Origin of the sequence: Streptomyces lanatus, assembly GCF_014655715.1 — a bacterium.
GTDB lineage: Bacteria > Actinomycetota > Actinomycetes > Streptomycetales > Streptomycetaceae > Streptomyces > Streptomyces lanatus.
Map to the genome: position 1 here is coordinate 824,831 of NZ_BNBM01000001.1, position 12,296 is coordinate 837,126.

At 71.0% G+C, this 12,296-nt stretch carries 10 protein-coding genes; 4 read left to right on the forward strand and 6 right to left on the reverse strand.

Annotated elements, in window-relative coordinates:
- Window positions 1-73: 73 nt before the first annotated feature.
- Genes IE325_RS03675 through IE325_RS03685 form a run of 3 tightly spaced genes read right to left on the reverse strand, consistent with a single transcriptional unit; the run spans window position 74 to window position 3,938 of the window.
- Complete coding sequence (locus IE325_RS03675; RefSeq protein WP_190068166.1) at window positions 74-2,458, reverse strand: xanthine dehydrogenase family protein molybdopterin-binding subunit; 2,385 nt, start codon at window positions 2,456-2,458, stop codon at window positions 74-76.
- 5 nt (window positions 2,459-2,463) lie between these two features.
- Entirely contained in the window at window positions 2,464-3,048 is a 585-nt protein-coding gene (locus IE325_RS03680; protein WP_190068167.1) for a (2Fe-2S)-binding protein, read from the reverse strand.
- Complete coding sequence (locus IE325_RS03685; RefSeq protein ID WP_190068168.1) at window positions 3,048-3,938, reverse strand: FAD binding domain-containing protein; 891 nt, start codon at window positions 3,936-3,938, stop codon at window positions 3,048-3,050. Before IE325_RS03685 ends, IE325_RS03680 begins: the two co-directional genes overlap by 1 nt.
- A 375-nt stretch (window positions 3,939-4,313) precedes the next feature.
- On the opposite strand from IE325_RS03685, the gene IE325_RS03690 reads away from it, so the two are divergent.
- Both IE325_RS03690 and IE325_RS03695 read left to right on the forward strand, forming a co-directional pair.
- Window positions 4,314-5,990 (forward strand): PucR family transcriptional regulator, encoded by a 1,677-nt coding sequence (locus IE325_RS03690; protein WP_190068169.1) that lies wholly within the window; start codon window positions 4,314-4,316, stop codon window positions 5,988-5,990.
- 153 nt (window positions 5,991-6,143) lie between these two features.
- A complete protein-coding gene (locus tag IE325_RS03695) occupies window positions 6,144-6,920 on the forward strand; it encodes a hypothetical protein (RefSeq protein WP_190068170.1) in 777 nt (258 codons plus the stop codon).
- A 183-nt stretch (window positions 6,921-7,103) separates the two neighbouring features.
- Here the strand turns inward: IE325_RS03695 and IE325_RS03700 are convergent, their stop codons facing one another.
- Window positions 7,104-7,955: a GntR family transcriptional regulator gene (locus tag IE325_RS03700; RefSeq protein WP_229911632.1), complete on the reverse strand. Its 852-nt coding sequence runs from the start codon at window positions 7,953-7,955 to the stop codon at window positions 7,104-7,106.
- 154 nt (window positions 7,956-8,109) lie between these two features.
- Between IE325_RS03700 and IE325_RS03705 the strand changes: the two genes are divergently transcribed.
- Window positions 8,110-8,967 carry a (2Fe-2S)-binding protein gene (locus tag IE325_RS03705; RefSeq protein WP_190068171.1) on the forward strand — a complete coding sequence of 286 codons (858 nt, stop codon included), beginning with the start codon at window positions 8,110-8,112 and terminating at the stop codon, window positions 8,965-8,967.
- Between the two features lie 304 nt (window positions 8,968-9,271).
- On the forward strand, window positions 9,272-10,321 hold the full coding sequence (locus tag IE325_RS03710) for a DUF2637 domain-containing protein (protein WP_190068172.1): 1,050 nt from the start codon (window positions 9,272-9,274) through the stop codon (window positions 10,319-10,321).
- 83 nt (window positions 10,322-10,404) lie between these two features.
- Here the strand turns inward: IE325_RS03710 and IE325_RS03715 are convergent, their stop codons facing one another.
- Both IE325_RS03715 and IE325_RS03720 read right to left on the reverse strand, forming a co-directional pair.
- A complete protein-coding gene (locus tag IE325_RS03715) occupies window positions 10,405-10,827 on the reverse strand; it encodes an ATP-binding protein (protein ID WP_190068508.1) in 423 nt (140 codons plus the stop codon).
- A 650-nt stretch (window positions 10,828-11,477) separates the two neighbouring features.
- A complete protein-coding gene (locus IE325_RS03720; protein WP_190068173.1) occupies window positions 11,478-12,095 on the reverse strand; it encodes a hypothetical protein in 618 nt (205 codons plus the stop codon).
- Window positions 12,096-12,296 lie beyond the last annotated feature (201 nt).

Consider the following 12,296-nt stretch of genomic DNA (forward strand, 5'->3'; position numbering starts at 1 on the left):
TCGAGTACTCCGGGCGGTGCGACGGAGTGTGTGACGTTCCCACACACCGCCCGGAGGGCCTTTCGGGGTGCCGCTACGCCATGCCGGTGAGGTGTTCCGGCCGTACCGGCGTGCGGTTGAGCTCCAGCCCGGTCGCGCTCCGGATCGCCGCGAGGACGGCCGGGGTCGAGGACAGGGTGGGTGCCTCGCCGATGCCACGGAGCCCGTACGGCGCGTGGTCGTCGGCGAGTTCGAGCACGTCGACCGGGATGATCGGCGTGTCGAGAATCGTGGGGAGCAGATAGTCCGTGAAGGAGGGGTTCCTGACCTTCGCGGTCTTGGGGTCGACGATGATCTCCTCCATCACCGCGATGCCCATGCCCTGGAGGGTGCCGCCCTGGATCTGGCCGAGGACGGACAGCGGGTTGAGCGCCTTGCCGACGTCCTGGGCGCAGGCCAGTTCGATGACCTTGACCAGTCCGAGTTCGGTGTCGACCTCGACGACGGCGCGGTGCGCGGCGAAGGAGTACTGGACGTGTCCGTTGCCCTGCCCGGTGCGCAGGTCGAAGGCCTCGGTCGGACGGTGCCGCCACTCGGCCTCGATCTCGACGACCTCGCCCTCCAGTACGTCGACCAGGTCACCGAGGACCTCGCCGCCGTCGGTGACGACCTTGCCGCCCTCCAGGAGCAGTTCGGCGGTGGCCCAGGCGGGGTGGTAGGAGCCGAACTTGCGGCGCCCGATCTCCAGCACCTTCTCCCGGACCAGCTCGCAGGAGTTCTTGACGGCGCCGCCGGTGACGTACGTCTGCCGGGAGGCCGAGGTCGAACCCGCCGAACCCACCTGCGTGTCCGCCGGGTGGATCGTCACCTGGGTGACGCCCAGCTCGGTGCGGGCGATCTGCGCGTGGACGGTGACGCCGCCCTGGCCGACCTCCGCCATCGCGGTGTGCACGGTGGCGACGGGCTCGCCGCCGATGACCTCCATGCGCACCTTGGCGGTGGAGTAGTCGTCGAAGCCCTCGGAGAAGCCGACGTTCTTGATGCCGACCGCGTAGCCGATGCCGCGTACGACGCCTTCACCGTGCGTGGTGTTGGACAGACCGCCCGGCAGCTGCCGTACGTCCGCGCCCTCGCTGGACTCCCACTGGCGCTCGGGCGGCAGCGGCATCGCCTTGACGCGGCGCAGGAGTTCGGCGACCGGCGCCGGGGAGTCGACCGGCTGCCCGGTCGGCATGATGGTGCCCTGCTCCATGGCGTTGAGCTGCCGCAGCTCCACCGGGTCCATGCCCAGCTTCTCCGCCAGCTTGTCCATCTGCGCCTCGTAGGCGAAGCACGCCTGGACCGCGCCGAAGCCGCGCATGGCGCCGCAGGGCGGGTTGTTGGTGTAGAGGGCGATGGCCTCGATGTCGACGTCCTCGACCACGTACGGGCCGATGCTGAGCGAGGAGGCGTTGCCGACGACCGCCGGGGAGGCGGAGGCGTACGCGCCGCCGTCGAGCACGATCCGGCACTTGACGTGGGTCAGCTTGCCGTCGCTCGTGGCGCCGTGCTCGTAGTAGAGCTTGGCCGGGTGGCGGTGGACGTGCCCGAAGAAGGACTCGAACCGGTTGTAGACGATCTTGACCGGCTTACCGGTCCGCATCGCCAGCAGACAGGCGTGGATCTGCATCGACAGGTCCTCGCGGCCACCGAAGGCACCGCCGACGCCGGCCAGCGTCATCCGGACCTTGCTCTCGGGCAGGCCGAGGACCGGGGCGATCTGCTTGAGGTCGCTGTGCAGCCACTGGGTGGCGATGTACAGGTGGACGCCGCCGTCCTCGTCCGGCACGGCGAGGCCGGACTCCGGGCCGAGGAAGGCCTGGTCCTGCATGCCGAAGGTGTACTCGCCCTTGACGATCACGTCGGCCCGCTCGGCGGCCTCGGCGGCGTCGCCGCGGAGGATCGGCTGGCGGTGGACGATGTTCGGGTGCGGGACATGACCGGAGTGGTGGTCGTCGCGGCCCTCGTGGACGAGGATCGCGTCCGGGGCGGTCGCGGAGGCCTCGTCGGTGATGACGGGCAGCTCGCGGTAGTCGACCTTGATCTTCGCCGCGGCACGACGGGCCGTCTCCGGGTGGTCGGCGGCGACGATGGCGACCGGCTCACCGTGGTGGCGGACCTTGCCGTGCGCCAGGACGGGGGTGTCCTGGATCTCCAGGCCGTAGTTCTTCACATCGGTCGGCAGGTCGTCGTACGTCATGACGGCGTAGACACCCGCCATGGCGAGCGCCTCGCTGGTGTCGATGGACACGATCTCGGCGTGCGCGACGGTGGACCGGAGGATCTGCCCCCAGAGCATGTCCTCGTGCCACATGTCGGACGAGTACGCGAACTCGCCGGTGACCTTGAGGGTGCCGTCCGGGCGGAGCGTGGACTCGCCGATGCCGCCCTTGGTCTGGGACCCCTGGGTGATCTTCGTGGGAGCGCCGTTGGTGGGCATGCTGCTCAGACCGCCTCTGACTGCCGGGCGGCCGCGAGGCGGACCGCGTCCATGATCTTCTCGTAGCCGGTGCAGCGGCACAGATTGCCCGACAGTGCCTCGCGGATGTCCGCGTCGCTCGGGTTCGGGTTGCGCTCCAGCATCTCGTCGGCGGCGACCAGCAGACCGGGCGTGCAGAATCCGCACTGAACGGCGCCGGCGTCTATGAACGCCTGCTGGACGGGGGAGAGCTCGGTGCCCTCACCGGTCTGCGAGTCCTGCCCCTTGGCCGCCCACTGCTGAGCATCCTGAAGCGACGTACCGCAAGCACCGCTCGCACAACCACCGTGCTCGGCACGCTGCTTGGCGAAGTCCGCGAGCCCCTCGACGGTGACGACCTCACGGCCCTCGACCTGCCCGGCAGCGACGAGACACGAACACACCGGCACCCCGTCGAGCCGGACGGTGCAGGACCCGCACTCGCCCTGCTCACAGGCGTTTTTCGAGCCGGGAAGCCCCATCCGCTCCCTGAGCACGTACAGCAGGGACTCGCCCTCCCACACGTCGTCGGCTTCCTGCGGACGTCCGTTGACAGTGAAGTTGACACGCATTACGCGGCTCCCTCCGTGAGGCGGCGGTCGCCGCGGTACGACTCCCAGGTCCAGGTCAGCGTGCGGCGCGCCATGACGCCGACCGCGTGCCGGCGGTAGCTCGCCGTGCCCCGGACGTCGTCGATCGGGTTGCAGGCGCCCGAGCACAGCTCGGCGAACTGCTTGGCGACCGACGGGGTGATGATCTTGCCGTTGTCCCAGAAGCCGCCCTCTTCGAGCGCCGCGTTCAGGAACTCCTCGGCGGCCTTGGCCCGCACGGGCGTAGGAGCGGCGGAACCGATCCCGGTCCGCACGGTCCGCGTCTCCGGGTGCAGCGCGAGCCCGAAGGCGCACACGGCGATGACCATGGCGTTCCTGGTCCCCACCTTGGAGTACTGCTGCGGCCCGTCGGCCTTCTTGATGTGGACGGCCCGGATCAGCTCATCGGCGGCCAGCGCGTTGCGCTTCACGCCGGTGTAGAACTCGTCGATCGGGATACGGCGGCTGCCGCGCACCGACTCGACCTCGACCTCGGCGCCGGCCGCGAGGAGCGCGGGGTGGGCGTCACCGGCCGGGGAGGCGGTGCCGAGGTTGCCGCCGACGCCGCCGCGGTTGCGGATCTGCGGGGAGGCGACCGTGTGCGAGGCCAGGGCGAGGCCCGGCAGCTCGGCGCGCAGGCTCTCCATGATCTCGCTGTACGGCACCGAGGCGCCGAGCCGCACGCTCTCCTCGCCGACCTCCCACTCGTAGAGGTCGCCGATGCGGTTCAGGTCGAGCAGGTACTCGGGCCGACGGTGGTCGAAGTTGATCTCGACCATCACATCGGTGCCACCCGCAATCGGCACAGCGGTGGGGTGCTCGGCCTTCGCGGCGAGCGCCTCCTCCCAGCTGGCGGGGCGAAGGAAGTCCATGACCGGCTCTCTTCTTCGTCTCGTGGGTCGTACGGTTTGAGCCAGATCAGGTGCGGCGAGCCCGGCTCGTTCATGTGCTGTTAACGCGCATTGACGTCAGTACACCGCCCTGTGCTCCACCGGGGTCAGTCACGGAAACCATGAAGGAGTTGGCTGGCCAGGGTGGGCATCTTGTAGATTCGTATGAACGGAGGTCACCAGTAACCTCCACCTCATTCTCCGGAAACACCGGGCACAACCCTGTGACCTGGGACACCGTCCGAAAGACGACGAGCACCGCACCCGGCGTCGCTCATCGCCCGCGGCGCGGGCCGCGCCCGGCACACCCTTCAAGATTCATCGTAGATTTCGAGACAAAGAACGGCGGCGACGAGAATGCGGCTGCGCGCACTGCTGGAAACCGACGCGCTGGGCCTCAAGCTGCTCGGCGGCGAGGACGAGCTGGACCGCACCGTGCGCGGTGTGATGACCACCGACCTGCGCGACCCCAGCCGCTACCTCTCGGGCGGCGAGCTGGTGCTGACAGGACTGGCCTGGCGTCGGAACGCCGCGGACTCGGACCCTTTCGTGCGCCTCCTGGTGCAGTCCGGCGTCGTGGCCCTGGCGGCCGGTGAGGCCGAGCTGGGCGACATCCCCGACGACCTGGTCGTGGCCTGCGCCCGGCACCGTCTCCCCCTCTTCGCCGTGCACGAGTCGGTGGCCTTCGCGACGGTCACCGAGCATGTCGTACGGCAGGTCAGCGGCGAGCGCGCCGGGGATCTGGCGGCCGTCGTGGACCGGCACCGCAGGATGATGACCTCGGGCCCGGCGGGCGGCGGCCCGGACGTGGTCCTGGACCTCCTCGGCTCGGACCTGGACCTGCGGGCATGGGTGCTGTCACCGGCGGGCCGGCTCATCGCGGGCTCCGAGGTCGGGGGCCCCGTCCTGCCGGCCGAGCTGTGCGCGAGGCTGGCGGCGGAGCATCTGACGGCCGCCCGCACGGGCCGCCGGGGCCCGCACCGCATCACCCTCGGCGCCGCCACCTACTCGCTCTTCCCCATCCGCAGCAGCAGCGGCCGCACCGCGCAGGGCGCGCGGGACGTGCGCGAGACGCTGCTGTCGGACTGGCTGCTGGCCGTGGAGGCGGACGCCGGTGACTGGCCCGAGGAGCGGCTGGACCTCCTCCAGGGCGTCACCCAGCTGATCGCGGTCGAACGGGACCGCCGGGACGCGGCGCGCACGGTCCGCCGCCGTCTCGCCCAGGAGGTCCTGGAGCTGGTCCAGACGGGCGCGGCCCCCGCCGAGATCGCGGCGCGCCTCCGGGTGGCCGCGCCGGTGCTGCTGCCCGGCCTCGGGGCGGCACCGCACTGGCAGGTGGTGGTCGCGCGGGCCGAGTGGGAGGACACGGACATCGAGGCGGGTCCGATCGCCCAGTCCCTCCTGGAGGAGATCCTGGTGGACCCGCTGGCCACGGGCCCGGAGCCGTCCGACCGCATCGCGGTGGCCCACACGGGCGACGAGGCCATCGCTCTCGTCCCCCTCCCCGCGGTCTCCTCGGAGCACGACGGCTCGGAGACCGGCATCCTCGCCGACGCGCTCCTGGAGTCGGTCCGCGCCCCGCTCTCCGCGGGCCTGGACGGCGACGGCCGGGTCACGCTGGGCGTCAGCGCGGCGGTGCACTCGGCGGAGGGCCTGCGCGGCGCCCTGGAGGAGGCGCGGCACGCCCGCCGGGTGGCGGCGGCACGGCCGGGGCGGGTCTGCGCGGCGGGCCACCAGGAACTGGCCTCGCACGTCCTCCTGCTTCCGTTCGTCCCGGACGACGTGCGCCGCGCATTCACCGCGCGATTGCTGGACCCGCTCCGTGACTACGACCGCCGCCACCGCGCGGAACTGATCCCGACCCTCGAAGCCTTCCTCGACTGCGACGGCTCCTGGACCCGCTGCGCGACCCGTCTCCACCTGCACGTCAACACACTGCGCTACCGCGTGGGCAGGATCGAGCAGTTGACGAGTCGGGACCTCTCCCGGCTGGAGGACAAGCTGGATTTCTTCTTGGCATTGCGGATGAGTTGAGATGTGGTGAGGGCTCGTGGTGATGGCACCAAGTGCCGTCACTGTCCCACGACTTTGTGAAATCCTTCACCCACCCTCTTGGCCGAGCGCGGAGATTCGTGCTGAGATGCCGCCACCACTCAACAGCTCGATGGTGTGCTCGGGGAGGGCGAGGTGGCGTATACCGCCATGTCTGGTAACGGAACGACCGCCGGTGACGATCCACTCCAGACCGCGGTATGGCGGCTGCGTTCACGCGCCTGCTGGGCGGACGCGGCGGCCCTGCTGCAGCCGGTGACCGCGTCGGCCTCGCTCCAGCGGGCGTCGCTGCTGGTGGAGCGCTGTCTCTACACCGAGCAGGGCTGGGAGGAGGCGGAGGACGCGCTCCGCACCGCCGAGGCGCTCGCGCACAGTGACGACGAACGGGGCGCTGCCGCTTGTGAACGCGGGCAACTTGCGTACGCGGCGACGCTGCACGGAGTGCGCGACCGGGCGGACGAGGCGCGGGCCGCGCTGGGGCGGGCGGCGGCGCTGATCGCGCCGGGGGCGGCGGGGCGGGCGCTCCTGGACTTCCGCCGGGGGTTGCTCGCGGAGAACCTGGCCCGCTCCCCCCAGGCTGCACGAGCGGCCTATCGCCGGGCCCATGCGGGTGCGACGGCCCATGCCGACCCGCTGCTCCTGTCCTTCACCTGGCGTCACCTCGCCGGGCTGGCCCTGCGGGACGGCGAGTTGGCGGAGGCGCGGCACGGGTTCGCGGAGTCGCTCCGCATCCGGGAGGAGCTGGGCTATCTGGTGGGCACTGCCCCCGCCCTGGCGTCCCTGGCCGACGCGGAGACGGAACCGGAGGCGGCCCGCCTCCGCGAGGAGGCCCGCCGCCTGTTCCGCCTCCTGGGCGGCGTGCCCACGTGGCTCTCCCACCAGCTGACTCCGCCTCCGCCGGCAGCGGCCTGACCCGAAGAGCCTTTTTCGCCCCCGCAGACCCCGCTCCTCAAACGCCGGAGGGGCTGAACTACCCAGCCCGTCCGGCGTTTGAGGACGAGGCCCGTTCAGGGCCGAAGCGGGGGTCCGGGGGCGGCAGCCCCCGGGGACGGGACGGGTAGGGGCGGCGGGGGCGAAAAACCCTCCCCGCCGAACTCACCGCGCGCCCGCGAAATGCTCCCCCACCAACGCCCCCACCACATCCAAATCCCTGGCGATCAACGCATCCAGCAGCGCATTGTGCTCCGCCGCGTCCGCGATCAGATCCGCATGCCCCCGCCCCGAAGCCCCCCGCACCGGACTCACCAACGGCCACTGCGCCCGCCGATGAAGATCGTCGGCGATCTGGACCAACTGCTCGTTCCCACACAGCGACAGCACAGCCCGATGGAACGTACGGTCCGACTCCGCGTACGTCGCCCGGCACCCCGTCGACGCCGCCCGCACCGTCGCCTCGGCCAACGGCCGCAGTTCCGCCCACCGTTCACCGGAAACCGTACGCGCGAGCCGTAGCATCACCGGCACCTCGATCAGCGCCCGGACCTCGGCCAGCTCCCCCAGCTCCCGAGCCCCCCGCTCGACGACCCGGAACCCACGATTGGGCACCACCTCGACGGCACCCTCCAGCGCGAGCTGCTGCATGGCCTCACGCACAGGCGTGGCGGAAACGCCGAACCGATCCCCCAGAACAGGCGCGGAGTACACGGCCCCGGGCGTCAGCTCACCGGTCACCAGCGCCGTCCGCAGGGCGTCGAGGATCTGCCCCCGCACCGAGGCCCGCTGCACCAGCGCACGCGGCCGAGGGATGGGTGCCTCATTGTGCGTATGCTCACCACGCGCCGTAGGCGCGGCTTCCTCCCGAGTGAGCCCCACGCCTCCGGTACGCCCCTGCGCCGGCACCCGAGGGGCATCCGGACGAATCTCAGGACGCGACGAGGCTTCCCAGCCGCCCTCCGAGCCGTCCTCCGGATTCCCCGTCATCGCGGAGCCCTGCGCTCCTTGCTCCACGGGTCCTCCTCCGGACGTGTCGGTACTTGGGGCCATTACGGCGGGTTGTTACTCACCCGTCAAGCACCATAGGCGCAGAACGCGACAGTTCAAACCGCAGCGATCTTGGGTAAGGTAAGGCTTACCTTTGAAGCCTCCCGGATCGGCGGTCACCATGCCCGTGCCCCCTTCGGCCCTCGCAGACGCCTACACCCGTCTCATCAAGGCCTTCCCGGGGCTCGACATCATCCAGCCACCTACCCACGAGCAGCTGCCGAGGCACGGCGACTGGATCTCCGCCGAGGATCTCGCGGCCGGCGGCACCCGCCTCGACACCTTCCTGGCCTGGGACGACGCACAGGTGCGGCGCGACTACGGACAGCCCGCCCGCCCCGACGTCGTCGCCAGCTTCGGCCTGCACCGCTACGCCTGGCCCGCCTGTCTGCTGATCACCGTGCCGTGGTTCCTGCTCCGCCGCGTCCCCCGCTTTCCCGTGACGCATGTCTCGTACGACCGCATGGCCCCCGGACTCGCGATAGGCCGCCTGGCGGTGCGCCCGACGACCTTCGCCTGCCTCCCGGACGACCCGGCGGCCATCCTGCCCGGCGCCCGCGTCGTCCCCGACGAGGAGGCCCTGCGCGCCGAGGTGCGCACCGCCGTCGCCGAGCACCTCGAACCCGTACTCGCCGGCTTCGGGCCGCGTATGCGGCGACGGGGCCGTGCGCTGTGGGGCATGGCGACCGACGAGCTCGTCGAGGGGCTCTGGTACGTCGCCCACCTGCTCGGAGAGGGCGACGGCGAGCAGGACCGCGCACGCCGGGAACTGGAGCTGCTCCTGCCGGGCGCCACACAGCCGTATGTCGGCTCGGCCGCCTTTCGTGAGCTGACCGGCCCCGCCGGTGAGTCGCTGCCCACCCGGGACCGGGCGAGCTGCTGCATGTTCTACACGGTGCGCCCCGCGGACACCTGCGCCACCTGCCCGCGCACCTGCGACGCGGACCGCGTCAACAAGCTGCTCGCCGCCGCCGGTTGACGCACCCTCAGGTATGGCCGTAATCCGCCGTGCCGTAAGATCACTCGTGAGCGCGACACCCGTTACGGTTACAGGCGTTTCACAAATTCCTCACTTCGCGCAGGAACTTTCCGTGGAACCACCCGCACGGGTAGTGTTGCTCGAACTCAACTCCCGCCCCTCAAGCGGCAGTTCGAGCAGAACGCCGCCTTGGGCATCCCCTTGCACTTCCTTGGCGGCCTCTTGCCCCGAAAACCCCTGAGGGCCAGTGGGATTGGGCCACTATGGCGGGCGTTACGCCCTATCCCAATGCAAGGGACCCCAGATGAGATTGACCGACATATCGCTGAACTGGCTGCTTCCGGGCGCCGTCCTGCTCCTGGGCCTGCTGGTGGCGATAGCGGTGCTCCGGCGCGGGAAGGCCACCACAGGGAAGGACGCGGGCGCCGACGACTCGTGGGAGCGCAGCGAGGAGCGCCGTAGGCGCAAGGAGGCCATATATGGAACCGCCTCCTATGTGCTGCTGTTCTGCTGTGCGGCCGTGGCCGCCGCGCTCTCCTTCCACGGTCTGGTCGGCTTCGGCGAACAGAACCTCGGCCTCCACAACGGCTGGCAGTACCTCGTCCCGTTCGGTCTGGACGGTGCCGCGATGTTCTGCTCCGTCCTCGCGGTGCGCGAGGCCAGCCACGGTGACGCGGCCCTCGGCTCCCGGATACTCGTGTGGACGTTCGCGGCCGCTGCCGCATGGTTCAACTGGGTGCACGCGCCCCGGGGTCTCGGTCATGACGGCGCCCCGCACTTCTTCGCCGGCATGTCCCTCTCCGCGGCCGTGCTGTTCGACCGGGCCCTGAAGCAGACCCGCCGGGCCGCCCTGCGCGAGCAGGGCCTGGTGCCCAGGCCCCTTCCGCAGATCCGGATCGTCCGCTGGCTGCGGGCGCCCCGCGAGACCTACAAGGCCTGGTCGCTGATGCTCCTGGAGGGCGTACGCAGCCTGGACGAGGCCGTTGACGAGGTCCGCGAGGACAAGCGGCAGAAGGACGAGAGCCGGCTGCGCAGGCGCGACCAGCAGCGCATGGAGCGCGCCCAGCTGAAGGCCATCAGCCGGGGTCACCGCGGCTTCATCGGCCGCGGCAACGGACGGCAGGCCGAGCCGCAGGCGGCCCTGGAGCGTGCCTCGGCGCAAGTGTCCGCGGAGCCTGCCATATCCACCGCGGAACAGCTGCCCGTACGTACGCGTCCCTCACTGCAGCCCGTACGCACCACCGGTTCTGACGCGGTCAAGGTCGACCTCACCGCGGAGGACGACACCATGGCGCTGCCCCGCCTCGACTCCCTGGAGCGCAAGCTCAAGGATCTGGAGCAGCAGTTCGGCTGAGCAGGCCTCTCTTCGACGGGAAGGGGCGCGACCCGGGACTCGGGGCGCGCCCCTTCCCGTCGTCGTGCGCACCGCGCGCCTCGTCACGCCGCATCCGCGTTGAGTTCGAACCACACCGCCTTCCCCACCCCGTGCGTACGCACGCCCCAGGCGTCCGCGAGGGACTGGACTAGGACCAGGCCCCTGCCGTTCGTACCGTGGTCGGCGTTCGGTACGCGCGGTCTGGGCAGCCGGGCCACGAAGTCCCGCACCTCCACCCTGAGCCCGCCCGGTCCGACGGTCGCCGTCAGCACGGCGTCCCGGTCGGTGTGGACGAGCGCGTTGGTGACGAGCTCGCTGGTGAGCAGTTCGGCTATGTCGGATCGTCCCGGCCTCCCCCAGTGCCGTAGCAGCTCGCGCAGCGCCCTGCGTGCCTCCGGTACGGCCCGTAGGTCCGCCCGCCCCAGTCTGCGCCTGAGCTGAGGCGTCTGCGCGTGTTCCCCGGCGCTGTCGGCCCTGTCCTCCATTGTCTCGACCGAGGAGGCCCCGATCGCCATGGGACCGCCTCCTCGCACGTGCCTCTTCATGACCCCCGCCCGCGTGCCGATGTCGGTTCCCCTCCTGGCTCGAACACGTTCACGGGAACCATTTCCCGGTCGAAGCCTCGGCAGTCATGTCGAATCGTCAACGACCAGGTGTTCGGCCATGGTTGGGCGGGTCGCACGGGTTGGATGAAACCCGAAACGTCACTCGTCGGCCGCCCGTGGGCCGCCTCGGGCGACGACGGCGCCGGGTCGGTCACCGGCCACGGCCCGGCTTCCGGGCGGCGGGCGCGCGCGTGGCGAGGGGAGGCGGGGCGGTGCATCCGATACGGGTGGTCGACGGCCGACCGGTGCAGTCCCGCACGGCATCGGGCCGACGTCAGCACCGACGTCGCGACCACACGGGATGGGACCGACTGCCGATTGCGCTCTGCCGATCCGGCCGTATACGGCGAAGTGCCGTGGCCGCCGTGGTGGCACGCGCGGTGGACGCGCACACGTCCCGCGGCGGGGCAACGGCGCGCGTCCGGCCGACTTCCCGGAAGGCGGGAAACTGGCCGGATCTCATGGGTGCGATGGGCGCGGGGCCACCCGCCCGACCCCCGTACGGGAGGGCGGCCCCGCCGGTGCGGTGGTCAGTGGAGCTTGTTCACCGCGGTGGTGGTCGTCTTCTTGAAGGCCTTCACCGGCGCGTCGGCGAAGCCGCCCATCTGCCCCCACTGCACGACGGTGACGGTGCCGCCGTCCCGGCCGACCGACACGAGGTGGATGTCCATGGCGCCCCACGAGGCACGGGTCGCGAAGCCGTGGACGCGGGCGCCCTCCTCGACCGGCAGGCTGCCGTAGCTCTTGTAGGCGGCCTTGATGTCCGGGTCGGCGTCCATGCGGGCGACGCAGCGCTTGACGTCCTTGTCGAGGCGGGCGGCGAGCGCCTTGGCCTTGGCACTGTCCCGGACGGTGATGTTGAGCTGCTGGGCGCCGGTGTCGAGGTCGGTGCGGAAGGTGCGGTAGCGGGAGTCGTAGGCGAGCAGGGAGTCGCCGAAGCAGTACTGCATCTCCTCCGGGACGCCGCCGGTGACCCTGGCGGCGGTCCAGCTGGAGGAGGGGTGCGGCGGCAGTTCGGACGCCGCGAGGAACTTCGGCGCGGATGCCTTGGTCGCGGCTCCGGCCGGCGCCGCGGAGAGTGCGGCGCCCGCGGTGAGGCCGACGACGGCGAGTGCGGCGAGCGTCCCGGCCCGTGTGCGCTTGAACATGGATGTCCCCCCGTGGATGACAGGAAAATGCTTGAACATGCGGAAGTGGGTCGTCACCGACGCCGGTTGGTCCCCCCGGGCCTGGTCGGTGCGACACCAAGAGCATCAGCCGTCACAGCGGGCGGCGGCAAGCGCCGACGCCCGATCCGCGACGGTGGAACCATCCCAGCCCATCTGACGTGCAGGTATATGGAGTGCCTG

Excerpts from the sequence above, each read along its gene's own strand:
- IE325_RS03680 (WP_190068167.1), bottom strand. The coding sequence starts at position 3,048 with ATGCGTGTCAACTTCACTGTCAACGGACGTCCGCAGGAAGCCGACGAC.
- IE325_RS03715 (WP_190068508.1), bottom strand. The coding sequence starts at position 10,827 with ATGGAGGACAGGGCCGACAGCGCCGGGGAACACGCGCAGACGCCTCAG.
- IE325_RS03690 (WP_190068169.1), top strand. The coding sequence starts at position 4,314 with ATGCGGCTGCGCGCACTGCTGGAAACCGACGCGCTGGGCCTCAAGCTG.
- IE325_RS03675 (WP_190068166.1), bottom strand. The coding sequence starts at position 2,458 with ATGCCCACCAACGGCGCTCCCACGAAGATCACCCAGGGGTCCCAGACC.
- IE325_RS03685 (WP_190068168.1), bottom strand. The coding sequence starts at position 3,938 with ATGGACTTCCTTCGCCCCGCCAGCTGGGAGGAGGCGCTCGCCGCGAAG.
- IE325_RS03720 (WP_190068173.1), bottom strand. The coding sequence starts at position 12,095 with ATGTTCAAGCGCACACGGGCCGGGACGCTCGCCGCACTCGCCGTCGTC.
- IE325_RS03710 (WP_190068172.1), top strand. The coding sequence starts at position 9,272 with ATGAGATTGACCGACATATCGCTGAACTGGCTGCTTCCGGGCGCCGTC.
- IE325_RS03705 (WP_190068171.1), top strand. The coding sequence starts at position 8,110 with ATGCCCGTGCCCCCTTCGGCCCTCGCAGACGCCTACACCCGTCTCATC.